This window comes from Nonomuraea insulae (genome assembly GCF_042656245.1).
Genome location: NZ_JBHSPA010000073.1, coordinates 23,417 through 48,826, shown reverse-complemented (window position 1 = coordinate 48,826; position 25,410 = coordinate 23,417). Strand labels below are relative to the sequence as shown.

Below are 25,410 nucleotides of genomic sequence, written 5' to 3'. Positions count from 1 at the left end.
GGGCTCCGATGCGGCGAGCTCGGATGCGACAGGCTCGGATGCGACAGGCTCGGATGCGACAGGCTCCGAGGCCCTGGGCTCCGATGTGACGTCCTCCGCCGGCCCGGCGCCTGCGGGCGCCGGGTTCGAGGCGGCGTCCGAGTCCTCCACGGAAGGTGCTCCCGGTTGGGTGAGGGATCCCGGGAGGGTCATCCAGGCGGGCAGGGGCGGGTCGGAGTCCGGTGAGCGGCGGGGGTTGGGCAGTGGGTTGTCGTCAGTCATGGGCTGCTTTCTCCGCGGATTCCTCGTAGTCGTCCCCCACCGCGACGTCCCCGTCGTCGGAGCCCGTCCAGGTCACGTGCAGATCCCCCAGCGGCTCCACCTGATCGAACGTCACCGCCGACTCCCTGAAGAGCTCCAGCACGGCCAGGAACCGCGCGATGACCTCGATGGTGCCGTCGCAGTCGGCGACCAGCGCGCGGAAGGTGGCGCGCCGGAGCCGGCGCAGGTGCATGACGAGGATCGCCGCCTGCTCCTTGACGCTGGCCAGCGGCTGGTAGATGTGCCCCACCCCGACCGTGGGGGGCAGTTTCGGGGTGAAGGCCCTGGCGGCGATCCGGGCGAGTTGCTCGGGCCCGATTCCGAGGATGAGCTCGGGCAGGAGGTTGGCGAACTGCTCCTCCATCGGCGCGGTACGCGGAAAGCGCAGCGCCTCCTCGGCCATCCGCCCGGCGAAGACCTTGGCCACTTCCTTGTACGCCTTGTACTGCAGCAGCCGCGCGAACAGCAGGTCCCTGGCCTCCAGCAGCGCCAGGTCCTCCTCGTCCTCCACCTCGCCGGACGGCAGCAGCCGGGCCGCCTTCAGGTCCAGCAGGGTCGCCGCCACCAGCAGGAAGTGGCTGGTCTGGTCGAGGTCCCACTCGGGGCCTCTGGACTGGATGTAGGAGATGAACTCGTTGGTGACCTTGGAGAGCGAGACCTCGGTGATGTCCAGCTTGTGCTTGGCGATGAGGCCGAGGAGCAGGTCGAACGGACCCTCGAAGACGTCCAGGTGGACCTGGAAGCCCTGGGGCGGGGTCTGCTCTGTGGTCACCTGGCCATTGTCGCAGGCGCCGGCCAGCGCGAAAGCACTTCGCGGGCCAGCTCACGGTAGGCGTTGGCGCCCAGGGACGACGGGTCGAACGTGGTGATCGGCTCGCCGGCCACCGTCGCGTCGGGGAAGCGCACCGTGCGGTTGATCACCGTGTGGAACACCTTGTCGCCGAACGCCTCCACGACCCGGGCCAGCACCTCGCGCCCGTGCAGGGTGCGCGCGTCGTACATGGTGGCGAGCAGGCCCTCGATCTCCAGCTCCTCGTTGAGCCGCTCCTGCACCTTGGAGATGGTGTCCATCAGCAGGGCGACGCCGCGCAGCGCGAAGAACTCGCACTCCAGCGGCACCATCACGCCGTGCGCGCAGGTCAGCGCGTTGATGGTGAGCAGGCCGAGCGACGGCTGGCAGTCGATGAGGCACACGTCGTAGTGCGGCAGCAGCGGCTTGATCACGCGCCCGAGCACCTGCTCGCGGGCGACCTCGGTGACGAGCTGCACTTCGGCGGCCGACAGGTCGATGTTGCTCGGCAGCAGGTCGAGGCCGTCGACGCCGGTTTCGAGCAGCACGTCCTCGGCGGTGACGTTGCGCTCCATCAGCAGGTTGTAGACGGTCAGGTCGAGCTGGAGCGGGTTGATGCCCAGGCCGACGGAGAGCGCCCCCTGCGGGTCGAAGTCGACCAGCAGCACCTTGAGGCCGCATTCGACGAGCGCGGCGCCCAGGTTGATGGTGGTGGTCGTCTTGCCGACGCCACCCTTCTGGTTGACCATCGCGACCACCCGCGCGGGACCGTGCACCGCCGGGGGCACCGGTTCTGGGAACACGGGTCTGGGCCGCCGCGTGGGGCCCAGGTTGACGCCGTTGGAGGGCGTGTTGGTCTTCGTGTCGCCCCAGGGGTTGTCGGGGGTCCCCGGGGTCGAACCCTTGGTCGTCACAGTCACCAGCTCGAACCTCCCTGACGATCCCGAACCGGACCGTCCGGACGGACACTATGGCGTCACCACTTAACGCGGCAAGGCGGCACGCCGTGGGCGACGCACGTCCCAAAAGACTATAGATCACTGCCGGGCACGCGGATGCGCGGCTGCGTACACCTCGCGGAGCTTGTCAACCGTGACCAAGGTGTAGACCTGCGTGGTCGTCACAGAGGCATGGCCGAGCAGCTCCTGCACCACCCTAACGTCAGCGCCGCCGTCCAAAAGGTGAGTTGCAAAGGAATGCCGGAGTACGTGGGGACTTATCCGGTCGAGTCCGGCTCGTTCGGCGGCGGCCTGGAGCACTTCCCAGGCTCCTTGCCTGGTCAGGCGCCCGCCGCGGGCGTTGAGGAAGACCGCGGGGGTGCCACGGCCGTGGGAGAGAAGTCCGGGGCGGGCCCGCACCAGATACGTGTCCAGCGCGGAACGGGCATAGCGCCCCAAGGGCACGACCCGGGTACGGCCCCCCTTGCCGCGCAGGCGTACCTGGTCGTCCTCCAGGTCGTCCACGGCGAGCCCGACGGCCTCGGAGATGCGGGCGCCGGTGCCGTACAGGACCTCCAGGAGGGCGCGGTTGCGCAGCGTGAGGGGCGCGCCGTCGGGGCCGGAGGCGGCGATGAGCCGCTCGACCTGGTCCACGGCGATGGCCTTGGGGAGCCTGCGGAGCTGGCGCGGCGGGCGTACCTGGTGGGCGGGGTCGTGGGCCGTGACCCCTTCGCGCAGGGCGAAACGGTGCAGCCCGCGCACGGCGGAGACGGCGCGGGCGGCGGAGCCGGCCACGAGGGCGGGGTGCTCACCGTCGCCCTCGCGCAGTGCGGCGAGGAAGGCCAGCACGTCGGCCTCCCCCACCTCACCGAGCTCCAGGTGCCCGCGCGCCTGGAGGTGTTCGAAGTATCGGCGCAGGTCACGCCGGTAGGACGCCAGCGTGTTGGCAGCCAGACCCCGTTCCACCGCGAGATGGGCGAGGTAGCTGGAGAGCACCGCCTCCACGAACTGGTCCTTCCGTCACGCCTCCGGGGCGTCGGCGGGTCGCAACAGGGCGAACCCTTCAACCGAAGCCGCATATGCGGCGAGGATACCGGCCACGGCCGGGGAATTGTGGATCATTCCCATGAGCGCCTTCTCGACCGCGTCGGTCAGAGGCACCCATTCGACCGGCATGCCGATCTCCTCGTGCCGCTGGACGAAGCCGTTCTCCTCGTCGGGGATCTTGCTCAGCCCCCGGGCGAGGAACACCCGGATGCGCTCGTCGCTCATGCCGGGCGAGGAGCGCAGGTCGGTGAGCGTGTGCCAGGTGTCGGCGCGGTAGCCGGCCTCCTCGGCCAGCTCACGCGCGGCGGTGGTGACCAGCGGTTCGCCTTCCACGTCGCGGATCCCGGCGGGCAGCTCCCACATCAGGTGGCGGGTGGGGTGGCGGTACTGCCTGATCATCAGGACGCGGTCGTGGTCGTCGAGGGCGAGCACCGCGACGGAGCCCGGGTGCACGACGTAGTCGCGGTCGGCGACCTCGTCGCCGGGCATCCTGACGGTGTCGGTGATCACTTTGATGATGTGGCCGGAGAACCGATGTCTCGATTCGACCACATCCCATGCCTCGGGCGTGTCTTCGATCTTCACGGGCCCACCTTGGCACCGACGCGGCTGTCGGCGTAGACGAGGGCGGCGGATATCAGGCCCTTGAACATCGGGTTGGCGCGGGTCGGGCGGGAGCGGAACTCGGGGTGCGCCTGCGTGCCGATGAAGAAGGGGTGGACCTCGGCGGGCAGCTCGGTGTACTCCACCAGGCGGCCGTCGGGCGACAGGCCGGAGAAGACAAGCCCGACCTTCTCGAGCTGCTCGCGGTAGGCGTTGTTGACCTCGTAGCGGTGGCGGTGGCGTTCGTCGGCCTTGGCCTTGCCGCTGTAGAGCTGCCTGGCCAGGGTGCCCTCGCCGAGCTTGGCCGTGTAGCTGCCCAGGCGCATGGTGCCGCCCATGTCGCGCTCGCCGGCGACGACGTCCTCCTGGTCGGCCATGGTGGAGATGACCGCGTGCTTGGTGTCGGGGTCGAACTCGGCGGAGTTGGCGTCCTCGATGCCGGCCATGTTGCGGGCGGCCTCGATGACCATGCCCTGCATCCCGAGGCAGATGCCGAGCAGCGGGATCTTGCCCTCGCGGGCGTGGCGGATGGCGCCGATCTTGCCCTCGATGCCGCGTACGCCGAAGCCGCCGGGGATCAGCACGCCGTCGACGCCGTCGAGCTCGCGCTCGGCGCCCTCGGGGGTCTCGCAGTCGTCGCTCTTGACCCAGCGGATGTTGACGCGGGCGTCGTTGGCGAACCCGCCCGCGCGCAGGGCCTCGGTGACGGACAGGTAGGCGTCGGGCAGGTCGATGTATTTCCCGACCAGGGCGATCGTGACCTCGTTCGCCGGCCGGTGCACCCGGCGCAGGAGCTGCTCCCACTCCTTCCAGTCCACGTCGCGGAAGGGCAGGCCGAGCCGGCGCACCACGTACGCGTCGAGACCTTCGGAGTGCAGCACCTTCGGGATGTCGTAGATCGAGGGCGCGTCCACGCAGGAGACGACCGCGTCCTCGTCCACGTCGCACATCAGGCTGATCTTGCGCTTGATGGCCGTCTGCACGGGCCGGTCGGAGCGCAGCACGATCGCGTCCGGCTGGATGCCGATGCTGCGCAGCGCCGCCACGCTGTGCTGGGTCGGCTTGGTCTTCAGCTCCCCGGAGGGCCCGATGTACGGCAGCAGCGAGACGTGCAGGAAGAACACGTTGTCGCGCCCGACCTCGTGCCTGATCTGCCGCACGGCCTCCAGGAACGGCTGCGACTCGATGTCGCCCACCGTGCCGCCGACCTCGGTGATGACCACGTCCACGTCAGGACCGGCCATGCCCCTGATCCGGTCCTTGATCTCGTTGGTGATGTGCGGGATGACCTGGACGGTGTCGCCCAGGTATTCGCCCCGCCGCTCCTTGGCGATGACGTTGGAGTAGACCTGCCCGGTGGTGACGTTGGCCGAGCCGTGCAGCTGGGTGTCGAGGAACCGTTCGTAGTGGCCGACGTCGAGGTCGGTCTCGGCACCGTCGTCGGTGACGAACACCTCGCCGTGCTGGAACGGGTTCATGGTTCCTGGGTCGACGTTGAGGTAGGGGTCGAGCTTCTGCATGGTGACCCTGAGGCCGCGCCCTTTGAGCAGGCGACCGAGGCTGGATGCCGTGAGCCCCTTGCCGAGACTGGAGGCGACACCGCCGGTGACGAACAGATGCTTGGTTTGCGATGCGCTACGCAAAGGGGCTCCCGTGGCTCGAGGTGTGGTCGGAGTGTCCACGGGCTCTCAGAATATCAAACAACGCCCCTCACATGCCTGAACGGCATGCCCTGACGGTAACTTTGGTCCCTATGTCACTTGTACGGCGGGCTTTGGGCGTATTAATTCACCGCGCCTACAGGGTCATCCGGCACGCCGGTGCGATCACTCCGGCCGCTCCCGCTGGTCACCGCTTCCGCCGGCTCGGCGACGGGGTCAGCATCGCCTTCCCGCCCGGCGCGATCTTCGGCGAGCGGTGGATCGAGATCGGCGACCACACGCTGATCGGCGAGCGGGTGTCGCTCTCCTGCGGCATGATGCCGGGCCCCGACCTCGGCCCCGACACGATCCTGCGCATCGGCGGGAACTGCTCGATCGGCCGGGGCTCGCACATCGTGGCCCACCAGTCGATCGACATCGGCGACGACGTCTTCACCGGCCCGTACGTGTACATCACCGACCAGAACCACGTCTACGACGACCCCGACATCCCGATCGGCAGGCAGTGGCCGCGCAACAGCCCGGTCTCCATCGGCTCGGGATCGTGGCTGGGCGCGGGCGCGATCATCCTGCCGGGCACCACGCTGGGCCGCCAGTGCGTGGTGGCGGGCGGCGCGGTGGTGCGCGGCGAGTTCCCCGACCACAGCGTGGTCGCCGGGGTCCCGGCCAAGGTGGTGCGCCGCTACACGCCCGAGTCCGGCTGGAAGGCCCCTGACCTGTCCCTGGTCCTGGAATCGGAGCCCGAGGTCTGAGCCGCCGTCACGGGCGGCCGATCAGGAACTCGCCGACCGAGGACTCCTCGGCCCAGTCCAGCCCCAGCAGCCGCGCGGACAGGTCGGAGTCACCGTTGCCCAGCCCGCAGGGGGCCAGCCCCATGGCCGTGGCCACGAGGTAGAAGGTCTGGTAGAGGACGCCGACGTTCTTGAGCAGGGTCGCGTAGGCCATACCGGCGTACTTCCACGACAACCGCCGGAACCTCGCCGTGATGATGATCAGCACGTCGGGGGCGACGCCGCCCGCCGCCTGGCGCGCCCTGGCCAGCGTGGCCTCGGCCTCCCCTGGCCGGTGCTCCAGTTCGGTCAGCCGGTGGCCGAGCGGGTCGTAGTGGTAGAGGCCGCCGTCCAGGCTGTCGCAGCGGCGGACGAGGAGATAGAGCTCCAGCTCGTACGCCGCGCCGCCGCCGGGGTAGGGGCGGACGCTCGACGCGTACGGCTCGGCGGCGGTCGGCTCGGCCAGGCTCTTGACCCGCGCCGAGCGGTAGAGCAGCTCCCCCAGGTCGGCGATGGTGGGCGGCGGGCCGTAGGCGCGCACGGAGCGGCGCGACTCCAGCACGGCCCCGAACGGCGGCCCCGCCTCCAGCCGCCCGGGACGGGGCAGGTCCACCACGCGCCCGGACGGCGGCGGCTTGGTGACGGGCTCGGGCGGCAGCTCCCCCAGGAAGCGGTAGGTCGCCCCGGACTCCCCGTCGAACCGCCCGAGCCTGCTCCTGCTGTGGAAGAGCAGGTCGTGGAAGTCCCACATGCGCAGGACCGGGTCGCCGTCCTCGGGGAACAGGCCGTCCCTGGCGACCTCGACCATGCCCGCGCCCGCCAGGTACGCCACCTCCTCGGCGGGCACCTCCTTGACCAGGACCGGCCTGGCCAGCGCGGCCAGCAGCGGCACGGCGTCCCGGCCCAGCTCGACCCGGTGGCGGGCGAGCGGCGACTCCAGCGCCAGCCCGGCCTCGCACCGCCGGGCGAAGGCGAACCCGGACAGGCGCACGCTGTCGCCGGAAACCAGATCGAAGGGGGCGAAGGCGGCCTCGCGCGCCACCGGGACCACCCGAAGGGCCGGGTCCAGCGTGTGGATCAGGAGGTGGTTGAGCCGCTCCAGCAGCTCGCGCAGCAGGGCGGCCGCGCGGGCGGAGTCCAGGCGGCCGGTGAGCTCCGCCACCGTGGCGGGCCTGTCGCGCAGCCCGGCGAGGAGGGCGGCGATCTCGGGGCCGAGACCGCGCACGGTCACCGTGGAGAAGGGCTGGGTGATGGTGGTGTGCTCGCCGTCGTGCTCGACGACCGCGTCGGGGCGGAGGGCGATGCCGGGGGTCACAGGGACATCGTGGGAGATCGCCCCGAGCATGGCAATGCCGTACCCAGTAGGCAATTTCGGTCGGGGCGGTTAGCGTCGAGGTCATGCGGACCGGCATTTGTCAGCTTTTGGGGATTGAATTCCCGCTGTTCGCCTTCAGCCACTGTCGCGACGTGGTGGCCGCCGTCACGAACGCGGGCGGATTCGGGGTTCTGGGCGCCGTCGCGTACTCGCCCGAGCGGCTCGACACCGAGCTGACCTGGCTGGACGAGCAGGTGGGCGGCCGGCCGTACGGCGTGGACGTGCTCGTGCCGGGCAAGCTCGACGACTCGGCGCTCGACCGGCGCGTGCACCTCATGGACGCCGTGCCCGACCGGCACCGGGACTTCGTCACGCACCTGCTGAGCAAGTACGGCGTCAGCGCGCCGGGCCAGCCGCTGTCGGCGACGGCCGACGAGTTCGGCAGGCGGGTGACGGCCGCCGGGGCGACAGGGCTGATCGACGTGGCGCTCAAGCACCGCATCGGCCTGATCGCCAGCGCTCTCGGGCCGCCCCCGCCCGAGATGGTGAGCAGGGCCAGGGACGCGGGCGTGCCGGTGGCCGCGCTGGTCGGCACCGTCGAGCACGCCCGCAGGCAGGTGGCGGCGGGCGCGGACCTCATCGTGGCGCAGGGCACGGAGGCGGGCGGGCACACCGGCGAGATCTCCACGATGGTGCTGGTGCCGCAGGTCGTGGACGCGGTCGCCCCGGTGCCGGTGCTGGCGGCGGGCGGGATCGCGTCGGGGCGGCAGATGGCGGCGGCCATGGCGCTCGGGGCCGAGGGCGTGTGGTGCGGCTCGGTGTGGCTGACGACCGAGGAGGCCGAGACGGCGCCGGCGGTCAAGCGCAAGCTGCTGGCGGCCTCGTCGCTGGACACCGTACGGTCCCGCTCCCGTACGGGGAAGCCGGCCCGGCAGCTCAGGTCGGCCTGGACCGAGGAGTGGGACTCGGGCCAGGAGAGCCCGGGGCCGCTGGGGATGCCGCTGCAGATGCTGGTGGCCGAGGGCGCGATGGCGCGCATCGGGGCGGCGGCGGAGAAGGGCGAGCCGGGGGCGTTGGAGCTGGTCAACTACTACGTGGGGCAGGTAGTGGGCCAGCTCGACCGGGTGCGGCCGGCCAAGGACGTGGTCTACGACCTGATCGGCGAGTTCGGCGAGGCGGTGGAGCGGCTACGGCGCCTGTCGGAGTGACTCGGCGGGCGGATGAACCTGCGCCTGTCGGAGTGAGCTGGCGGGCGGGTAGCCTGCGCCTGTGGTAGGGACACCGCCTGAGCTGGAGCGTGGCACCGGCGTCCCCGCGCACGTGCAGATCGAGCGGTGGCTGCTCACCTCGATCGCCGCCGGCGAGCTGGCGCCGGGCGACCGGCTGCCCGGCGAGCGGGAGCTGGCCACGCTGCTCGGCGTGAGCAGGATGACGCTCAGGCAGGCGCTGGCCACGCTGGAGCGCGACGGCGTGCTGCTGAGGATGCCGGGCAGGTCCGGGGGCGCCTTCGTCGCCGGACCACGCATCGACTGCGACCTGACGGGGCTGGCCGGGTTCACGGAGCAGATGCGCCGGGCCCATCTGCGGGCCGAGGCGCGGATCCTGCGGGCCGCGACGGTGCCCGCGTCCCCCGCCGTGGCCAGGGCGCTCGGCCTCGCGCCGGGCTCGCCGGTGCACGAGGTGGCCCGGGTACGCTCGGCGGGCCGGTCCCCGGTGGCGCTGGAGCGCTCATACTTCCCCGACCTGCCCGGGCTGCTGGAGCAGGACCTCACCGGCTCCCTCTACGCCCTGCTCGCCACCCGCTACGACCTGGAGCCGCGCACGGCGGTCGAGCACCTCGACCCGGTGGCCGCCCGGCCGGGCGAGGCGGCCGAGCTGGGCATCGAGCCGGGCACGCCGCTCATGCTGATCGAGCGCACGGCCTACGCCGGGGACGGCACGCCGGTGGAGTACGCGCTCGACCTGTTCCGCCCCGACCGGGTCCGCATCACGGTGCGCAGCGGCGTCACGGCACCAGGGGCTCCTTGACCACCGTGCCCGGCACCCAGGCGCCCTCGACCTCGATCTCGACGGTGGCGCCCGGCCCGGCGGGCAGGTAGGCGTAGGCGATGGAGCGGCGGGCGGTGTAGCCGTAGCCGCCGGAGGTGACCCTGGCCACCGTCCGCCCGTCCAGCCGCACGGGTTCGTTGCCGAGCGCGATCGCCTTCGGGTCCTCCAGCGTCACGCACCGCAGCCGCCGCTCCGGCGCGGGATCCAGGGCGTCCCTGCCCAGGAACTCCTTGTCGGGCTTGACGCAGAACCCGAGCCCCGCCTCGTACGGCGTCGTCTCGGCCCCGAGGTCGGCCCCCCACACCCGGTAGCCCTTCTCCAGCCGGAGACTGTCGATGGCCCGGTATCCGCCGGCCACCAGCCCGTGCGGCTCTCCGGCCCGCCACAGCGCCTGCCAGAGCGCGAGACCGTACTCGCTGGAGCAGTAGAGCTCCCAGCCGTGCTCCCCCACGAACGTCACCCGCAGCGCCAGCACCGGCACGTCCCCCACGGTGAGCTCCCGCGAGGACATGAACGGGAAGTCCAGCGGTTCTGGCGTCAGCCCGGCCAGGACGTCGCGGGCGCGCGGCCCCCACAGGGCGAAGCAGGCGTACTGGCCGGTCACGTCCGCGATCCTGGCCGTGGAGCCGGTGAGCGCGGCCTGTTTGCGCAGCCAGCCCAGGTCGTGCGAGCCGAACGCGGTGCCGGTGACGATCAGGAACTCCTGCTCGCCGCGCCGGGTGACGGTGAAGTCGCACTCGATGCCGCCGCGCCGGTTGAGCGCCTGGGTGTAGGTGACGGCGCCGGTCTGGCGGGCGACCCGGTTGTCGCACACCCACTCCAGCAGCGCGGCCGCGTCGGGACCGGTGACCTCGATCTTGGCGAACGAGCTCTCGTCGAACAGCGCGGCCGTCGTGCGCGTGGCCCGGTGCTCGGCCCCGATCGCGGACGACCACGGCCGCCCGGCCCAGCCGTCCGGCCGCTCGTCCTCGCCCGAAGTCTCATTCGCGGTGTAGTAGTTGACCCGCTCCCATCCCGACTTCTCCCCGAAGACGGCTCCGTGGCCGGCGTGCCAGCCGTAGGCGGGCGAGACCCGCAGCGGCCGCCCCGCCGACCGCTCGTGGCCGGGGTAGCGGATGTCGTAGTAGGTCTCGTAGTTCTCGACCGCCCGCTTGATCGTGTACGACGGCGACCGGTACTGGCGGCCGAACCGGCGGATGTCCATGTGCCAGACGTCCATGCTGGGCTCGCCCTCGACGATCCACTCGGCCATGATCCGGCCGATGCCGCCCGCGCCCGCGATGCCGTGCGCGCAGAACCCGGCGGCCACGAAGAAGCCGCCGACCTCGGTCTCCCCCAGGCAGAACTCGTTGTCCGGGGTGAACGCCTCGGGCCCGTTGATCACCTTGCGCAGGCCGACGTCGGCCATGGCGGGCACCCGGATCCTGGAGTTCTCGGTGATCTCCTCGAACCGGGGCCAGTCCTCGGCCAGCAGGCGGCCGTTGAAGTCGGGCGGCACGGCGTCGAAGGCGTTGTGGGTGGCCGTCCAGGGGGCGCAGGTGCGCTCGTAGCCGCCCATGACCAGGCCGCGCACCTCCTGCCGGTAGTAGACGAGCAGGTCGGGGTCGCGCAGCGTGGGCAGGCCGGTGTGGTCGTGGAAGGCGTCGGTCACCACGTACTGGTGCGACATGGGCACGATCGGGATGCGCACCCCCGCCATGCGGCCGATCTCGGCCGCGAACATGCCGCCGCAGTTGACCACGATCTCGCAGTCGATGTCGCCCTGGTCGGTGCTGACCCCGGTGACCCGGCCGTTCGCCACCTTGATCCCGAGGACGCGGGTGCGGGTCCGCAGCGTCGCGCCGCCCTCGCGGGCGCGGGCGGCCAGGGCGTAGCAGAGCTGGGAGGGATCCACCTGCCCGTCCGTCGGCAGGTACGCCGCCCCCACCACCCCCTCGGGATCCATGAGCGGGAACGACTCCACCGCCTCGGCCACCGAGATCTCCTCCAGCGGCAGCCCGAACGTGCGCGCCCAGCCGATCTGGCGGCGGATCTCGGCCATCCGCTCGGGCGTGGAGGCCAGTTTGATGCCGCCGCACTCCGTCCACCCGGCGTCCAGGGTGCGGTAGAGCTCGACCGAGTACTGGTTCATCCTGGTCAGCGTGGGGTCGGCGCGCAGTTGCCCGACGAGCCCCGCCGAGTGGAAGGTGGAGCCGCTGGTGAGCTCGTCCCGCTCCAGCAGGACGACGTCGCGTTCGCCGAGTTGGGTGAGGTGGTAGGCGACGGACGTGCCGCCCACCCCGCCACCGATGATCACGATGCGGGCCGAGTCGCTCATGGTCGCGAGGCTAACCGCCACGCCCTAAAAGGTCTAGACCGTTTACCGTGTCGGAGCTAGCATGCAGCATGGCCGCGCCCGAGGTCCTCGATCGCATTCCGCTGCTGTCCGGCCTGCCGCGCTCCGTGGAGGAGCTGCCAGGCGGGCTCACCAACCACAATTACAAGGTCATCACCCCTTCAGCCACGTATGTGGTGCGCGTGTCGGCCAGCGACGGCGACCTGCTGGCCATCGACAGGGACGCCGAGCACGCCAACTCGATCGCGGCGGCGCGGGCCGGGGTCGGGGCGCCGGTGCACGACTACCTGCCGGAGCTCGGGGTGCTGGTGGTGGGCTACGTGCCGGGGCGCACGTTCACGGAGGCCGATCTGCGGGATCCGGCGAACCTGCCGCGCGTGGCGCACGCCTGCCGCCGGTTGCACGCGGGGCCCCGGTTCGTACGGGACTTCGACATGTTCGAGGTCCAGCGGCGTTACCTGGAGATCGTCCGCGAACGCGGCTTCCGGCTGCCGCCGCGCTATCTCGACTTCATGCCCACCGTCTCCCAGCTCCGGAAATGTCTGGAAATCAGGGACGAGGGGACCGTGCCCTGCAACAACGACCTGCTGCCCGGCAACATCCTCGACGACGGCGAGCGTCTCTGGCTCATCGACTACGAGTACGCGGGCAACAACGACGCCTGCTTCGAGCTCGGCAACGTCTGGAGCGAGTCGGACCTGCCGCTGGGCCACCTGGACGAGCTCGTCACCGCGTACTACGGCCGGCGCCTGCGCCACAAGATCGCCCGGGCGCGGCTGCTCGGCCTCATGTCCAAGTACGGCTGGACGCTCTGGGCCTCCATCCAGGACGGCGCCAACGACACCATCGACTTCGACTTCTGGTCGTGGGGAATGGAGAAGTACGAGCGGGCGGTGACGGAATTCACCCATTCCGGCCTGTCCGCCCTCATGGACGAAGCGGCCCGGGCAGACTAGGGACATGCTCGCCGCACTGACCGGCCTGGGCCTGTCCACGGCCGCCGGGCTGAACGCCTACATCCCACTGCTGGTCGTGGGGGTGCTCGCGAACGTCACCGACTCCGTGCGGCTGCCCGACGGCTACTCCTGGCTGTCCAACTGGGGCGTGCTCGCCGTGATCGCGGTGCTGCTCGTCGCGGAGATGGTCCTGGACAAGGTGCCCGCCGTGGACAGCGTCAACGACGCCATCCAGACCGTGGTACGCCCCGCCTCGGGCGGCGTGGTCTTCTCGGCCACGAACGCCGCCGCCGAACTTGACCACTCGACCTGGATGGCCGAGAACCCGTGGGCGGGGTGGCTGCTGGGGATCGTGATGGCGCTGGCCGTGCACACGGTCAAGTCCGTGGCCCGGCCCGTGGTCAACGTGAGCACGGCGGGGGTGGGGGCGCCGGTCGTGAGCACGGCCGAGGACGCCGGGTCGCTCGGCATGAGCCTGATCGCGGTGTTCCTGCCCGTGCTGGTGGTCGTCGTGTTGCTGCTGCTCGCGGTGCTCGCGTGGTGGCTGCTCAGGCGCGTACGCCGTTACCGTGCCCGCAGGAGGGCGGCCCGGGGTCATCCGCCAGGCTGATGCCCGATCCGCCTGCGGGTTGATTCGCCTCCCCCCACGCGTCCGTAGCGTGGTGACCTGTCAGAGAACAGGCGCGTGAGCGTCAACGTGGCCCCTAACCTGTCACGCTCACGCGGGCGGGCGCCCGGCGGCCGTCAAACGCCGCCGGGCCCTCCGCGCAGCCAGCCCTCCACCACGGCCACGAACTCCTCCGGGCGCTCCTCGTGCAGCCGGTGACTGGCCCCCTCCCAGCACACGACCACCGACGCGGGGTCCTTGAGCAGCGCCGCCTCCCAGTCCGCCCGCCCGGGGTCGGCCCAGATCGACAACACCGGGCACCGCCTGCGGGCCAGGTAGTCGTCGCTGGCCGGGCGCACCCCGATGGCGCCGGGCGCGGTGAACATGGCCTCGAACGCCTCGGCCAGGACGTGCGGCGGCATGCCGTACAGCCTGCGTTTGTGCCAGCGCCTGATCACGGCGGGGGTGGCGGCGTTCGTGCACCACTCGTCGATCCGCTCGGCGGCGGCGTGGGGGTGCTCGCCGCGCAGGCCCGCGATCATCCTGGGGAAGGCGCGGGCGAGGTCGGCCGTCATGCCGTAGCCGGGGTCGAGGGTGACGAGCGCGCGTACGCTCTCCGGGTGCTCGACGGCGAGGATGGAGACCACCTGGCCGCCCATGGAGTGACCGACGGCGATCGCCTGGGGGATGCCGAGGCGGCCGAGCAGGACGTGCAGGTCCCCGGCCATCGCGCGCGGCGTGTTGCCGGTCTCGGGGACCGAGGAGTAGCCGTGGCCGCGCAGGTCCACGGCGATGACGCGGTGCCCGGCGGTGAGCGCGTCGATGTGCCAGGACCACTGGTGGGAGTCGGTGCCCCAGCCGTGGACCAGCAGCAACGGCGGCCCATCCGCGCTCCCGTCGTCGGTGTAGAAGAGCCTGACTCCCTCGCCCACGTCCTCGTACGGCATCTACCCTCCGTCCGGGCGGGGCAGCAGCGCGCTCTCCCCCGCCGTCCAGCCGCCGTCGACGGCGAGTTCGGCGCCGGTGACGTACGAGGCCGCGTCGGACAGCAGGAACGCGATGGACTCGGCCACCTCCTCCGGCTCGCCCCAGCGCCCGGCGGGCGCGAGCGGAAATGTACCGTCGCCGGACACCGCCCCGAACGGCTGCGTCATCGGGGTGACGACCAGGTTCACCTGGAGCACCCGCTCGAACTCCTCCAGTGACTGCTGCTCGATCGGCAGCGACGTGGCGATCCCGGCGTTGTTCACCAGGCCGTCGAGGCGCCCGTGCTCGGCCACGGTCCCTGCGGTCACCGCCGCCCAGTCCTCCGGGCTCGTCACGTCGTGGGCGATGAAGCGGGCGCCCAGGTCCTTGGCGGTGGCCGTGCCCTCCTCCGTCATAACGTCGGTCAGCACGACCCTGGCCCCGGCGGCGACGCAGCGCCGGGCGGTGGCCGCGCCCATGCCCCTGGCGCCGCCCGTGATGATCACAACCTTGCCCTCAAGCACACGTGAACTGAAACACAGCCGCCGCTACCGATCAAGGGCTTGCTTGGTGAGGCGCGCCGGATCGGCCCCGGACGACTATCCTTCAAGTCACCAACACCAACGGGAGGTGGCGAAGATCGGCGAGTTCCTTGTCATCGTGCTGGTGATCCTGGCGTTCCTTCTGCTCCTGGGCGGCGTGGGGATCTACTTGCTGGTCAAACTGGGCAAGAAGGCCGCGGTCAAGGCCAGACAGGCCACCACCCGCCTCACCACGCACGTCAACGCCATGGGCACCGGCGACGCCGCCGAGGTCGAGCGCCTCCGGCTCGACCTGCACCGCGAGGTGTCCCTCACCCGCCAGGCCGTCGAGCAGGCGCAGAGCCGGGGCTGGGGCCTGGGCGAGCTGCCGCGGCTCCTCGCCGACCTGACAGCTCAGGCCAACGTGCACGACGGGCAACTCGGCATGTACGCCCAGCAGCGCCGCCTGTCCCCCTACGTCGACCACACCACCCTCGACCGGCTCAGGGAACACCAGGCCAAGCTGACGGCGATGTGCGCCCGCATCCGCGCCGACCTCCTCGGCGACCAGGTCCAGCACACCGCGACGGGCATCGCCGACCTCACCTCGCGCACGGACCTGGAGATCGAGGCCCGCCGCCGCGCCCCCGACCCGCTGGACGAGATCGACGAGCTCTACAAGCGCACGATGGAGGAACGCAGGGACCGCCCCTGACGCTCACGGTATGTGGCATCATGGTTGCGACGCGTGAGATCCGCTGAGGAGGCGCTCTGATGAGCACGGCCTTGCCGGAGTGGTTCTACCCCGGACCTCCTGGTGGTTGGACCGCGGACATGCTCGATCACCTTCCCCCCGGCGCGCCTCGGCACGTCGAGTTGATCGATGGGTCACTCATCCCGAGGTCGCCGCAGACCGGCTTCCACATGCTCATGCTCCGCCTGCTGGAGCGATCGCTCCGCCCACCGGCGGCGTTCATGGCCGTCCGGGAGATGACGGTGACGCTGGGCCCGCGTCAGCGGCCGGAGCCCGACATCCTCATCGTCAAGAGGCCGGCTTTCAGCCCGAAGATCACCTCCTTCAAGCCCGAGGATGTGCACCTGGCCGTCGAGGTGGTCTCGGAGGAGTCCAGAGAGCGCGATCGCACCACGAAACCGATCAAGTACGCGGACGCGGGCATCCAGTATTTCTGGCGCGTGGAGCAGGAAGACGGTCTGCCCGTCGCCTACACGTTCGAGCTCGAGCCCGCGGTCAGGGCATACGTCCCCACGGGCATCCACCGCAAGCGGCTGCGCACGAACATCGGTTTCGACGTGGACCTCGATCTCGACCTTGACCAGGCCGCGCGCTGAGCGATCGGTAAATGGGTTGCGCCCACCCCGGCTGACTCACCATACTCATAGCTCGTATCGATCACCGCTACACGAAGGGAGGGTGAGACCGTGACGACGACTGTTCGCGTGCCGTTTTCCGCGTCCTCATTCCTTCCCACCGGAGGCCAGCCCAACTGATCGCGGCCGGCCGGTGGGCCTCAGAACATGGAGTCACCCCACCGTGCCGAAGCACTCGCAATACCGTAGCCGTGGCAAGCACGCCCTCGACGCCGACGACGTCGAATGGCTTGAGAGCACCCCTGAGAACCTCGACGGCCCGCCGGAAGGCGATCGCTGGTCCACCTGGGACCAGAGCACGCCGACCGAGAAGGGCCCCCGGCCGTACCCCGGCTGGCTCGTCACCGAACTCGCCGCCGTGGACACCGAGTTCGGCGTGCTCAAGACCGGCAAGGAAGCCGACGTCCATCTGATCTCCCGCGGCGTACCCGGAACCGACCGGGTCTGCCTGCTCGCCGCCAAGCGCTACCGCTCCGCCGAGCACCGCCTGTTCCACCGCGACTCCGGCTACCTGGAAGGTCGCAAGACCAATGACGACCGCATGAACCGGGCCATGGCCAGCCGCACCGCCTTCGGCAAGCAGGCCATCGCCGGACAGTGGGCGGTGGCCGAGTTCTCGGCGCTGTGCCGGTTGTGGAAGCTGGGGGTGCCCGTGCCGTACCCGGTGCAGATCGTCGGGACGGAGATCCTTCAGGAGTTCATCGGGACCCCCGACGGGTACGCGGCGCCGCGGCTGGCGCAGGTGTCCGATGGGCTCGACTCGTTGTGGGAGCAACTGGTGGAGGCCATGGTCACGCTGGCGCGGGAGGGGCTCGCGCATGGGGACCTGTCGCCGTACAACCTGCTGGTCCATGAGGGCAGGCTGGTCATCATCGACCTGCCGCAGATCGTGGACGTGATCGCGCACCCCACCGGCCCGTCCTTCCTCGACCGCGACGCCCGCAACGTGGCCACCTGGTTCACCGCCAAGGGCCTCACCACCGCCGACCCTGACGCCCTGTCCACCCTCCTCCGCCGCGAAGCGGGCCTCCCGACGTAGCGGGGATGCGGCGGGAGGTGCTTTCCGGCGCGCCGGACCTCCCGCCGCCCGCTCCTCATCCAGCGACCGCCTGCGCACGACGGCGCGCCGGTCCTCCGGCATTCCACACAAGCGCCCCACCACACTTCGGACCTTCGGGGGGAAAGGGGCAGGCCCACATCAGTCAACCGGCGGCAAGCAGCCGCGACCGCCGGTGGGCGGACCACCGAAGGCCGGAGCTCCGGAGACGGGACACCGCGCCGGACGGTGCGGTGACGGGTTCATCCCCGCCGGAGGCCGCACCGCCAGAGGCCGCACCCCCTGAGGCCGCACCGCCAGAGGCCGCACCGCCAGAGGCCGCACCGCCAGAGGCCGCACCGCCAGAGGCCGCACCGCCAGAGAGCGCGACGGCGGGAGGCGGGACCGTCGGGGCGCGGGCGGTGCGTCAGGAGGGTGGTGTTCGTGGTGGATCGGCCGTGCCCGATTCCAGGGCGTCGATGGTCGTGTGGAGCCAGGTCAGCTCGGCCTGGCTCGTGGCGTGGGCGATGGCGAGGAGGCCGTGCCGGAACGGGTCGCCGAACTCCTCGGCGCCCATGGGCCGGTCCCCGTCGTAGAAGAAGCTCGTCGGCTCCTCCAGGAACGCCAGCCGCCGGCGCAACACGTTCGCCTGATCCTTGGCCTCGTCCAGATGCCGGAGGAACGCCAGCAACGTGAACCACCGGTTCTCGTCGCTGATGTCGAGCTCGTCCGGCTCGCGCAGCCGCCGTTCCAGCTCCGCGCGCCCCTCGGACGTCAGGTAGAGCGTGCGGCGCGGCGCGGCGGCCGCCCCTGGCTCGTCCTTCCTGGTGAGCCAGCCGGACGCGGCCATGCGCTTGATCGCCGGGTAGAGCGTCCCGTCGGCCACCGGGCGCACGTGCCCCATCAGTGCAGCCACCCGCCGGCGCAGGTCGTAACCGTGTAACGGCTGATCCCTGAGGAACCCGAGTATCGCCAGTTCCAGCATGGCTGTGATCATACCTCGGAGTCGATATATATTGGCCCCGATATACAAGGAGGTCCGTCATGCACGATGCCATCGTTCATCCCAGTGGCGCTCGCGTGCGCTGGGTGGAGCTGCCGGGATCGGCGCCCGCCCGCGTCTACGTACACGGCCTCGGAGCCACCTCGGCCCCCTACTACGCGGAGGTCGCCGCCCACCCCCTGCTTACGCGGCACCGTTCGCTGCTGATCGACCTGCTCGGGTTCGGCATTAGCGATCGCCCGCAGGACTTCTCCTACACCCTGGAGGCCCACGCCGACGTCCTGGCCACGGCTCTGCGCAAGGCCGGGGTGGAGGGCGCGTCGGTGATCGCGCACAGCATGGGCGGTGCGGTGGCTACGGTGCTGGCGGCTCACCACGCCGACCTGGTGGCCCATCTGATCCTGGTGGACGCCAACCTCGATCCCTATCCCCCGGCCCCGGTCCGCGCGGGAAGCAGCGGCATCGCGGCGTACGAGGAGGAGGAGTTCGTGGCGGGTGGCTGGAAGGAGGTGCGCGACCGGGTGGACCCGCACTGGTGGTCCACGATGCGCCTGGCGGACCCGCGCGGCCTGCACCGCACGGCGGTCAGCCTGGCGGAAGGCACCTCACCGACCATGCGCGATCTGCTGATCGACCTGACCATCCCCCGCGCCTACCTGTATCCGGAGGGCGGCGAGCCCGCCGGGGCGGAGGGGTTGCGCGCGGCGGGCGTCCAGGTGCTGGGCATTCCCGAGTCGGGGCACAACATCATGCTGGACAACCCCGAGGCGTTCGCCCGCACCCTGGCGGCCCTCCTGCCCTGACGCCGCGGGTCACGTGCGGGCGCTGTTGTTCCTGGTGACCGTGCCGGTGGCGGCGTCGACCGCCACCTCGTGCTTGGTCCCGTCAGGCGTGACGACGTCGGCCTCCCACACGGTCTTGCCCTGCTCCCTGTCCAGGTTCAGCTCCGTGATCCGGCCCTCCGGCACCGCGGCCACGATCTTGTCGGCCGCCTGCGCGTAGTCGAGCTTGGCCGCGGCCACCCGGTCGCGGTGCTTGACCTTGTCCTCGGCGTCCTCCTCCTCGGTGGTGGGGCCGCTGACGACCTTGCCCGACTCCACGTCCATCTGGTGCTCGGTCCCGTCCTTGCCGACGACCTGCGCCTCCCAGAGTCTGCCGTTCTCCTCGGTCTCGATGGAGATGAGCGTGGATCCGGGCACCGCGCCGAGGGCCGCCCGCGCGGCCTGCTTCAGGGCGTCGAGATCGGGCAGCATGCCCGTGGCCGAGGTGGCAGGGCCGGTCGGTGACTCGGTGGCGGTGGGTGTGCCGATAGACGGCGAGGACCGCACGGACAGCCGCTCCACCTCCCGGAGCACGGTGCCGCAGCCCCCCGCCAGCACCGTCGCGCCGACCAGGGCCCCAATGATCGTCTTGTTCATACCCTGGACGCTGCCCGCCAGAAGGCAAAGCATTCGCCCAGGTCAGAAGGCATATGACCTATTGGACTCCGGCCTCGCGCATGTCGCGCAGCTCCCGCTTGAGCTCCTTGATCTCGTCGCGCAGCCGCGCCGCCACCTCGAACTGCAGGTCGGCCGCCGACTGGTGCATCTGCTCGGTCAGCGACTCGATGAGGGACTCCATCTGCGCCCGCGGCATCTCCCCCGCGATGGCCTTGGCGTGCTGGCCGGCCTGCCGCGCCTGATAGCCGGGCACGGGCGCCTTGCCCCGCGACTGCTGCCGCCCGCTGCCGCCGAGCAGCTTGTCGGTGTCGGCGTCTTCGCGCTGCAGCGAGTCGAGGATGTCGGCGATCTTCTTGCGCAGCGGCTGCGGGTCGATGCCGTTGGCCTCGTTGTAGGCGACCTGCTTGGCCCGGCGCCGGTTGGTCTCGTCCATCGCCCGCTCCATCGAGGGGGTGATCTTGTCGGCATACATGTGGACCTGGCCCGAGACGTTACGGGCGGCGCGGCCGATGGTCTGGATCAACGAGGTGTCCGAGCGCAGGAAGCCCTCCTTGTCGGCGTCGAGGATGGCCACCAGCGACACCTCGGGCAGGTCGAGGCCCTCGCGCAGCAGGTTGATGCCGACCAGCACGTCGAACTCGCCCGAGCGCAGCTCCCGCAGCAGCTCGATGCGGCGCAGCGTGTCGACCTCGCTGTGCAGGTAGCGGACCCGGATGCCCAGCTCCAGCAGGTAGTCGGTGAGGTCTTCCGACATCTTCTTGGTCAGCGTGGTGACCAGGACGCGCTCGTCGCGCTCGGCCCGCTCCCTGATCTCGTGGACCAGGTCGTCGATCTGCCCCTTGGTCGGCTTGACCACGATCTCGGGGTCCACCAGGCCGGTCGGGCGGATGACCTGCTCGACCACCTCGCCCTTGGCCCGGCCCAGCTCGTAGGGGCCGGGCGTGGCCGACAGGTAGACGGTCTGGCCGATGCGCTCCAGGAACTCCTCCCACTTCAGCGGCCGGTTGTCCATCGCCGACGGCAGCCGGAACCCGTGCTCGACCAGCGTGCGCTTGCGGGAGGCGTCGCCTTCGTACATGGCGCCGATCTGCGGCACGGTCTGGTGGGACTCGTCGAGGACGAGCAGGAAGTCCTCGGGGAAGTAGTCGAGCAGCGTGTTGGGCGCGCTACCGGCCTCGCGGCCGTCCATGTGGCGCGAATAGTTCTCGATGCCGGAGCAGGTGCCGATCTGGCGCATCATCTCGATGTCATACGTCGTGCGCATGCGCAGCCGCTGCGCCTCCAGCAGCTTGCCCTGCCGCTCCAGCTCCGACAGCCGGTCGGCGAGCTCCGCCTCGATCCCGGTCACCGCGGCGGCCATGCGCTGCTCGCCCGCGACGTAGTGGGAGGCCGGGAAGATGTAGAGCTCCTCGTCCTCGGTGATGACCTCGCCGGTCAGCGGGTGCATGGTGGAGAGCTTCTCGATCTCGTCGCCGAACATCTCGATGCGCACGGCCAGCTCTTCGTATTTCGGGATGATCTCGATCGTGTCGCCGCGCACCCGGAACGTGCCCCGGGTGAAGGCCAGGTCGTTGCGCGTGTACTGCATGTCGACCAGGCGGCGCAGGAGCTGGTCGCGGTCGACGTCCATCCCGACGCGCAGCCGGGCCATGCGGTCGACGTATTCCTGCGGCGTGCCCAGGCCGTAGATGCACGACACCGAGGCGACGACGATGGTGTCGCGGCGGGTGAGCAGCGAGTTGGTGGCCGAGTGGCGCAGCCGCTCGACCTCGTCGTTGATCGAGGAGTCCTTCTCGATGTAGGTGTCGCTCTGCGGGACGTATGCCTCGGGCTGGTAGTAATCGTAGTAGGAGACGAAGTATTCGACCGCGTTGTTGGGCAACATCTCGCGCAGCTCGTTGGCGAACTGGGCGGCGAGCGTCTTGTTGGGCTGCATGACCAGCGCGGGCCGCTGCAGCCGCTCGATCAGCCACGCGATCGTGGCCGTCTTGCCGGTGCCGGTGGCCCCCAGCAGGACGTTGTCCTTCTCCCCGGCCTTGACGCGGCGCTCCAGCTCGGCGATGGCCGTCGGCTGGTCGCCCGAGGGAGTCATCTCGGTGACGACCTCGAAGGGCGCCACCTTCCGCTGCAAATCAGTGACCGGTCGCATGGTGCCCACTGTAGGTGGCCGCACCGACAGAAACCGTCAGGCCGTGCGCTCGCCTATCCGGGGGAAGGGCGTGGTGGAGAAGACGACCTCCACGGGCACCTCGAAATAGTCGGCGATCCGCAGCGCCAGGTAAAGACTGGGGCTGTATTCACCCCGTTCGAGGTATCCGATGGTCTGGTAGTGCACCCCCAGGGCGTCGGACAACTGCCTGCGGGTCACGTTCCGCTCTGCGCGCAGCAGCGCGATGCGGTTGTAGACGTTCTCGCTCATCACCGAATATCTTCTCAGCCGAACCGCTGCAGCGCCCGCCGCCTGCGCTCCTCCATCAGCGAACCTGATTCGCGCCTGGCGATCCCGCGCAGGATCGGGGGCGCGAGCAGCAGCCCGGCGGCGGCCCATGCGAGCAGCACGAGGGTGGTCTCGACCGGCCTCCACGAGCCGCCGATCTCGGCAGCGGCGGCGGCGCCCGCGACCTCGATGTCGGCCTCCCTCTTCCCGAGATCGGCGCCGCCCACCAGCTCTTTCACCGCTCCCATCGTGCCTCCAAGTAGTAGGACTACTACATCAATAGCACATCTGCTACAGGAAGCAATAGACATGTGACACCGCATTGCAAGCGAACAGTAAGTCACACCCGATACGGTCGGAATCGCCTGTAGCGGAAAAGGAAGGTTCAATGTCACGACCCAGAGAGGCACTGATCCAGGCCGGGCAGGGCATAGCCCAAGCGGTTGCCCAAGGGGGTGACGTACGGCAGGCGATGGGCGGGGCCATCGGACAGGCCATCGACCAGGCGGGGCAACTCGGCGAGCAGGCCAGAGGCTTCGCGCTGAATCCCCACGACTTCGCCGCGGCCCGCGACGGCGGCGTGTCCATCGGCACCCTCATCGAGGCCAGGACCGCGTCGCTGAACGAGGCCGGCGAGATCGTCAACCGCAGCTTCGCGGAGAACGGCATGCACGTCATCTCCCCGGTGGTGATCCCCAAGGGGAGCACCGCGAAGGTGATCGTGCCGCTGGGCATCCTCGTGCTGCTCGGACTGATGGGCGCACTCGCCAACATCATCCCGAACGCGGACGTCGTCTTCGGCCCGCACTATTGGGTGGTGCTGGTCCTGGCCGCCGTGTTCCTGTGGTGGCGGCGCAGCGTGGTGATGGTGCCGGAGGGCTGCAAGGCCCTGATCACCCAGTTCGGCAAGCTGGTGCACATCGCGGAGCCGGGCCGGGTGACGCTGTTCAACCCGTGGAAGCGGGTCAGCTACATCGTCAACACGACCCGCGAATACCCGTTCAACGCGCCGATCAGCGAAGCCCCGACCCAGCAGGGCGTCAAGGCGAGCGTCGACCTGTTCCTGCAGTTCAGGATCGAGAACCCGGCGGAGTTCATCTTCGTGCTCGGCTCGGTCAGCGGCTTCCAGTCCAAGCTGCAGAACGCCATCAGCGAGGTCACCCGCTCCCTCATCTACGCCCAGCGCGCCGAGGAGATCTACGACCTGGTCGGCGAGAGCACGCTCGGCATGCTGGAGAGCCTCAACCAGCAGTTCCTGCCCGCCGTGCGGCTCACCGACGTCAACATCACCCACGCCGAGCCGTCCAGCCAGGAATACCGCATGGACCTGGCCGCCCCCGAGATGGTCCGCGTCGCCAAGGAGGCCTACACCTACGAGTACGAGCTCCAGCTTCGCAAGGAGCAGAACGAGGGCGACCTGGTCAAGGAGCTGGCCGGGCTGCAGGAGACGCTGAGCGCCATCCAGGCGGAGATCGCCGGTTACCAGGCCCGCATGGACACCGCGCTCGAACGCGCCACCAACCAGGCCACCGCGCAGGCCAGGCAGCGCCTGGTCGAGGCCGAGTCCACGGCCAACGCCAACGCGGCGCTCCTGGAGGCGCAGGCGCTGGACATCAGGGCGCTGTCGGCCGCGGAAGCGCCCGAGATCCTCGACTACCGCTTCCAGCAGGACCTGCTGACCAAGCTGGAGTCGGTCGCCACCAGGCTGCCCCAGGTGGTGCAGATCGGCGAGCAGACCGACATCGACTTCCTGGCCCTGGCCCAGCAGCTCGTGGGCGGCAAGGGCGCGGTGCTGTTCTCCGCCGAGGACATGGCCGCCATCCGCGGCAGGCTCGACGAGATCGGCGCCCGTGTGCGGGACCGCGGGGACGAGATCGCCGCGCTGCTCGAGAAGGCCGCCGCCGACGTGGAACGGCCTCCGGAGACCCCGGAGCCGGACGCCGAGCTGGAGATGACCGTCGAGCGGCTGCTGCCGAGCGGCAAGCACCACGAGAGTGAGGCCTGATGAGCAGGGAGTTCTCGAAGATCAAGGAGTCGGTGGCCTCCTGGGGAGACATCCGCCAGCTCCTGCGGGGCGGCGAGCAGGGCCAGCTCGTGCCGGTCGTGATCCCCAAGGACCGGCGCGGGTTCGCCTGGATGACGCTGATCTTCCTGGCGCTCTACTTCGCCGGCGTGGCCGCGCTGAGCGACTACACCCTCATCGCGACCTTCGTGGCGCTGTTCTGCCTGCTCGTGGCGCTGATCACGATGTGGCGCAAGGCGATCATCGAGATCGAGGAGGGCACCACCGGCGTACGCAGCCGCTGGGGCGCCATCACCGGCACCCTGCCGCCGGGCCGCCACTACCTCTGGCTGCCGTGGGACCGGGTGGACGCGGTCGTCGACACCTCCACCGAGATCCCGTACTCGGCGCCGATCGTGGCCTGCCCGACCGCCGAGAACGTGCCGCTGAAGTCGATCGAGTTCTTCCTGAAGTTCCGCATCGTGGACCCCGTCGCGTTCGTCCGCACGATCGGGGCGGGCAACTTCGACCTGGTGCTCTCCAGCGCGGTGCAGGACGCGATCAGGCAGCGCAGCCGCCGGGTCAACACCGAGCGCGCGTACGACCTGCGCGGCTCCGACGTCGGCGACATGCAGGACGCCCTCAACCGCCAGCTCGGCCGCTACGGCGTGCGCGTCACCGGCGCCAACATCCCCGACGTGCAGCTGCCCGACGCCTACCAGCAGCACCTGGCCACCCGTGAGAAGGTCGCCAAGGAGCTGTCGGCCTACGAGCGCGAGTGGGAGCTGACCCGCAAGCGCCGCATCGACACCCTGCTGATGGAGATCGAGCGCTCCAAGAAGACCCGTGACGCCCGCGTCGTCGAGGTCAAGGCCGCCCACAACAACGCGCGCAAGAACGTGGCGCGCATGCTGGAGGAGCAGGAGACCGAGGCGCAGCGGGTGACGTGGGAGATCGAGGCGCGCGGCCGGGCCGACCTGACCTCCGCCGAGAACGAGGCCAAGGCGCTGCGCCGCCTGGGCGAGTCGTACCGGGACAACCGGGCCGTCCTGCAGTACGAGCTGGCCCGCAAGCGCCTCGACGTGGGCGCCAAGCTGGCGGAGAATGCCCCTCAGCCACTGGTCGTACGCACCCAGCAGGGTCAGTCGGACTCCGCGCTCTCCACCCTCCTCCTGGCCCAGATGCTCCCCCGCATCATGGGCACGGGAACAGGCCAACTGAACGGCCACACACCTTCCGCATAGGA

General features: G+C 70.3%; 25 protein-coding genes. 11 read left to right on the top strand and 14 right to left on the bottom strand.

Annotation, left to right across the window (positions count from 1 at the left end; all coding sequences use genetic code 11):
- Window positions 1-253: 253 nt before the first annotated feature.
- From ACFPZ3_RS50000 to ACFPZ3_RS49980, 5 genes are all read right to left on the bottom strand, one after another.
- On the bottom strand, window positions 254-1,072 hold the full coding sequence (locus ACFPZ3_RS50000; protein WP_379521492.1) for a segregation and condensation protein A: 819 nt from the start codon (window positions 1,070-1,072) through the stop codon (window positions 254-256).
- Window positions 1,069-2,010: a ParA family protein gene (locus ACFPZ3_RS49995; RefSeq protein ID WP_379521491.1), complete on the bottom strand. Its 942-nt coding sequence runs from the start codon at window positions 2,008-2,010 to the stop codon at window positions 1,069-1,071. The genes ACFPZ3_RS50000 and ACFPZ3_RS49995 overlap by 4 nt, the downstream gene beginning before the upstream one ends.
- Before the next feature lie 117 nt (window positions 2,011-2,127).
- Window positions 2,128-3,033, bottom strand: a complete 906-nt coding sequence (locus ACFPZ3_RS49990) for a site-specific tyrosine recombinase XerD (protein ID WP_379521490.1) — start codon at window positions 3,031-3,033, stop codon at window positions 2,128-2,130.
- A 15-nt stretch (window positions 3,034-3,048) separates the two neighbouring features.
- The gene (locus ACFPZ3_RS49985; protein ID WP_379521489.1) at window positions 3,049-3,660 is read right to left on the bottom strand and encodes an NUDIX domain-containing protein; all 612 of its coding nucleotides are present in this window, start codon (window positions 3,658-3,660) and stop codon (window positions 3,049-3,051) included.
- Window positions 3,657-5,321 carry a CTP synthase gene (locus ACFPZ3_RS49980; protein ID WP_379521488.1) on the bottom strand — a complete coding sequence of 555 codons (1,665 nt, stop codon included), beginning with the start codon at window positions 5,319-5,321 and terminating at the stop codon, window positions 3,657-3,659. Before ACFPZ3_RS49980 ends, ACFPZ3_RS49985 begins: the two co-directional genes overlap by 4 nt.
- 131 nt (window positions 5,322-5,452) lie before the next feature.
- Here ACFPZ3_RS49980 and ACFPZ3_RS49975 point away from each other — a divergent pair, with 131 nt between their 5' ends.
- On the top strand, window positions 5,453-6,091 hold the full coding sequence (locus tag ACFPZ3_RS49975; protein WP_379521487.1) for an acyltransferase: 639 nt from the start codon (window positions 5,453-5,455) through the stop codon (window positions 6,089-6,091).
- A gap of 7 nt (window positions 6,092-6,098) precedes the next feature.
- On the opposite strand, the gene ACFPZ3_RS49970 is transcribed toward ACFPZ3_RS49975, so the two are convergent.
- A complete protein-coding gene (locus tag ACFPZ3_RS49970; protein WP_379521486.1) occupies window positions 6,099-7,424 on the bottom strand; it encodes a SagB/ThcOx family dehydrogenase in 1,326 nt (441 codons plus the stop codon).
- 83 nt (window positions 7,425-7,507) lie between these two features.
- Here ACFPZ3_RS49970 and ACFPZ3_RS49965 point away from each other — a divergent pair, with 83 nt between their 5' ends.
- Together ACFPZ3_RS49965 and ACFPZ3_RS49960 are read left to right on the top strand one after the other, a co-directional pair.
- Complete coding sequence (locus ACFPZ3_RS49965) at window positions 7,508-8,632, top strand: NAD(P)H-dependent flavin oxidoreductase (protein ID WP_379521485.1); 1,125 nt, start codon at window positions 7,508-7,510, stop codon at window positions 8,630-8,632.
- Between the two features lie 61 nt (window positions 8,633-8,693).
- Window positions 8,694-9,452 carry a GntR family transcriptional regulator gene (locus ACFPZ3_RS49960; protein ID WP_379521484.1) on the top strand — a complete coding sequence of 253 codons (759 nt, stop codon included), beginning with the start codon at window positions 8,694-8,696 and terminating at the stop codon, window positions 9,450-9,452.
- On the opposite strand, the gene ACFPZ3_RS49955 is transcribed toward ACFPZ3_RS49960, so the two are convergent.
- Complete coding sequence (locus ACFPZ3_RS49955; protein ID WP_379521483.1) at window positions 9,430-11,790, bottom strand: GcvT family protein; 2,361 nt, start codon at window positions 11,788-11,790, stop codon at window positions 9,430-9,432. The genes ACFPZ3_RS49960 and ACFPZ3_RS49955 overlap by 23 nt on opposite strands.
- Window positions 11,791-11,837: 47 nt before the next feature.
- Between ACFPZ3_RS49955 and ACFPZ3_RS49950 the strand changes: the two genes are divergently transcribed.
- Both ACFPZ3_RS49950 and ACFPZ3_RS49945 read left to right on the top strand, forming a co-directional pair.
- Entirely contained in the window at window positions 11,838-12,764 is a 927-nt protein-coding gene (locus ACFPZ3_RS49950) for a choline kinase family protein (RefSeq protein WP_379521482.1), read from the top strand.
- A gap of 4 nt (window positions 12,765-12,768) precedes the next feature.
- Window positions 12,769-13,374, top strand: coding sequence for a DUF4126 domain-containing protein (locus ACFPZ3_RS49945; protein WP_379521481.1), 606 nt, complete (start codon window positions 12,769-12,771; stop codon window positions 13,372-13,374).
- Between the two features lie 134 nt (window positions 13,375-13,508).
- Here ACFPZ3_RS49945 and ACFPZ3_RS49940 read toward each other — a convergent pair whose 3' ends face one another.
- The gene (locus tag ACFPZ3_RS49940) at window positions 13,509-14,318 is read right to left on the bottom strand and encodes an alpha/beta fold hydrolase (protein ID WP_379521480.1); all 810 of its coding nucleotides are present in this window, start codon (window positions 14,316-14,318) and stop codon (window positions 13,509-13,511) included.
- Window positions 14,319-14,861 carry an SDR family oxidoreductase gene (locus ACFPZ3_RS49935; RefSeq protein WP_379521479.1) on the bottom strand — a complete coding sequence of 181 codons (543 nt, stop codon included), beginning with the start codon at window positions 14,859-14,861 and terminating at the stop codon, window positions 14,319-14,321.
- Between the two features lie 106 nt (window positions 14,862-14,967).
- Between ACFPZ3_RS49935 and ACFPZ3_RS49930 the strand changes: the two genes are divergently transcribed.
- The 3 genes from ACFPZ3_RS49930 to ACFPZ3_RS49920 all read left to right on the top strand — a co-directional run bounded on the left by ACFPZ3_RS49930 (window position 14,968) and on the right by ACFPZ3_RS49920 (window position 17,286).
- The gene (locus ACFPZ3_RS49930; protein WP_379521478.1) at window positions 14,968-15,573 is read left to right on the top strand and encodes a hypothetical protein; all 606 of its coding nucleotides are present in this window, start codon (window positions 14,968-14,970) and stop codon (window positions 15,571-15,573) included.
- Window positions 15,574-15,632: 59 nt separating this feature from the next.
- Window positions 15,633-16,208: a Uma2 family endonuclease gene (locus ACFPZ3_RS49925; protein ID WP_379521477.1), complete on the top strand. Its 576-nt coding sequence runs from the start codon at window positions 15,633-15,635 to the stop codon at window positions 16,206-16,208.
- A 202-nt stretch (window positions 16,209-16,410) separates the two neighbouring features.
- Window positions 16,411-17,286, top strand: a complete 876-nt coding sequence (locus ACFPZ3_RS49920; RefSeq protein WP_379521476.1) for a serine protein kinase RIO — start codon at window positions 16,411-16,413, stop codon at window positions 17,284-17,286.
- A gap of 424 nt (window positions 17,287-17,710) precedes the next feature.
- Here the strand turns inward: ACFPZ3_RS49920 and ACFPZ3_RS49915 are convergent, their stop codons facing one another.
- A complete protein-coding gene (locus ACFPZ3_RS49915; RefSeq protein ID WP_379521475.1) occupies window positions 17,711-18,268 on the bottom strand; it encodes a PadR family transcriptional regulator in 558 nt (185 codons plus the stop codon).
- Between the two features lie 59 nt (window positions 18,269-18,327).
- Here ACFPZ3_RS49915 and ACFPZ3_RS49910 point away from each other — a divergent pair, with 59 nt between their 5' ends.
- Window positions 18,328-19,089 (top strand): alpha/beta fold hydrolase, encoded by a 762-nt coding sequence (locus ACFPZ3_RS49910; protein ID WP_379521474.1) that lies wholly within the window; start codon window positions 18,328-18,330, stop codon window positions 19,087-19,089.
- Window positions 19,090-19,098: 9 nt separating this feature from the next.
- On the opposite strand, the gene ACFPZ3_RS49905 is transcribed toward ACFPZ3_RS49910, so the two are convergent.
- From ACFPZ3_RS49905 to ACFPZ3_RS49890, 4 genes are read right to left on the bottom strand one after another with little or no spacing between them, the layout of a single operon-like run.
- Window positions 19,099-19,704, bottom strand: a complete 606-nt coding sequence (locus ACFPZ3_RS49905; RefSeq protein ID WP_379521473.1) for a PepSY domain-containing protein — start codon at window positions 19,702-19,704, stop codon at window positions 19,099-19,101.
- Window positions 19,705-19,762: 58 nt separating this feature from the next.
- Window positions 19,763-21,874 (bottom strand): excinuclease ABC subunit UvrB, encoded by a 2,112-nt coding sequence (gene uvrB / locus ACFPZ3_RS49900; RefSeq protein WP_379521472.1) that lies wholly within the window; start codon window positions 21,872-21,874, stop codon window positions 19,763-19,765.
- A gap of 36 nt (window positions 21,875-21,910) precedes the next feature.
- Window positions 21,911-22,144, bottom strand: a complete 234-nt coding sequence (locus ACFPZ3_RS49895) for a helix-turn-helix transcriptional regulator (protein WP_379521471.1) — start codon at window positions 22,142-22,144, stop codon at window positions 21,911-21,913.
- A 14-nt stretch (window positions 22,145-22,158) separates the two neighbouring features.
- Window positions 22,159-22,410, bottom strand: coding sequence for a hypothetical protein (locus tag ACFPZ3_RS49890; protein ID WP_379521470.1), 252 nt, complete (start codon window positions 22,408-22,410; stop codon window positions 22,159-22,161).
- Between the two features lie 140 nt (window positions 22,411-22,550).
- On the opposite strand from ACFPZ3_RS49890, the gene ACFPZ3_RS49885 reads away from it, so the two are divergent.
- Both ACFPZ3_RS49885 and ACFPZ3_RS49880 read left to right on the top strand, forming a co-directional pair.
- Window positions 22,551-24,167 carry an SPFH domain-containing protein gene (locus tag ACFPZ3_RS49885; protein ID WP_379521469.1) on the top strand — a complete coding sequence of 539 codons (1,617 nt, stop codon included), beginning with the start codon at window positions 22,551-22,553 and terminating at the stop codon, window positions 24,165-24,167.
- Complete coding sequence (locus ACFPZ3_RS49880; protein WP_379521468.1) at window positions 24,167-25,408, top strand: SPFH domain-containing protein; 1,242 nt, start codon at window positions 24,167-24,169, stop codon at window positions 25,406-25,408. Before ACFPZ3_RS49885 ends, ACFPZ3_RS49880 begins: the two co-directional genes overlap by 1 nt.
- The last annotated feature ends 2 nt before the right edge of the window (window positions 25,409-25,410 follow it).

What these genes read in the sequence shown, in the direction of transcription:
- ACFPZ3_RS49965 (WP_379521485.1), top strand. Translation starts at nt 7,508, where the DNA reads ATGCGGACCGGCATTTGTCAGCTTTTGGGGATTGAATTCCCGCTGTTC.
- ACFPZ3_RS49955 (WP_379521483.1), bottom strand. Translation starts at nt 11,790, where the DNA reads ATGAGCGACTCGGCCCGCATCGTGATCATCGGTGGCGGGGTGGGCGGC.
- uvrB (WP_379521472.1), bottom strand. Translation starts at nt 21,874, where the DNA reads ATGCGACCGGTCACTGATTTGCAGCGGAAGGTGGCGCCCTTCGAGGTC.
- ACFPZ3_RS49880 (WP_379521468.1), top strand. Translation starts at nt 24,167, where the DNA reads ATGAGCAGGGAGTTCTCGAAGATCAAGGAGTCGGTGGCCTCCTGGGGA.
- ACFPZ3_RS49925 (WP_379521477.1), top strand. Translation starts at nt 15,633, where the DNA reads ATGAGCACGGCCTTGCCGGAGTGGTTCTACCCCGGACCTCCTGGTGGT.
- ACFPZ3_RS49895 (WP_379521471.1), bottom strand. Translation starts at nt 22,144, where the DNA reads ATGAGCGAGAACGTCTACAACCGCATCGCGCTGCTGCGCGCAGAGCGG.
- ACFPZ3_RS49910 (WP_379521474.1), top strand. Translation starts at nt 18,328, where the DNA reads ATGCACGATGCCATCGTTCATCCCAGTGGCGCTCGCGTGCGCTGGGTG.
- ACFPZ3_RS49890 (WP_379521470.1), bottom strand. Translation starts at nt 22,410, where the DNA reads ATGGGAGCGGTGAAAGAGCTGGTGGGCGGCGCCGATCTCGGGAAGAGG.
- ACFPZ3_RS49905 (WP_379521473.1), bottom strand. Translation starts at nt 19,704, where the DNA reads ATGAACAAGACGATCATTGGGGCCCTGGTCGGCGCGACGGTGCTGGCG.
- ACFPZ3_RS49940 (WP_379521480.1), bottom strand. Translation starts at nt 14,318, where the DNA reads ATGCCGTACGAGGACGTGGGCGAGGGAGTCAGGCTCTTCTACACCGAC.
- ACFPZ3_RS49915 (WP_379521475.1), bottom strand. Translation starts at nt 18,268, where the DNA reads ATGCTGGAACTGGCGATACTCGGGTTCCTCAGGGATCAGCCGTTACAC.
- ACFPZ3_RS49945 (WP_379521481.1), top strand. Translation starts at nt 12,769, where the DNA reads ATGCTCGCCGCACTGACCGGCCTGGGCCTGTCCACGGCCGCCGGGCTG.
- ACFPZ3_RS49885 (WP_379521469.1), top strand. Translation starts at nt 22,551, where the DNA reads ATGTCACGACCCAGAGAGGCACTGATCCAGGCCGGGCAGGGCATAGCC.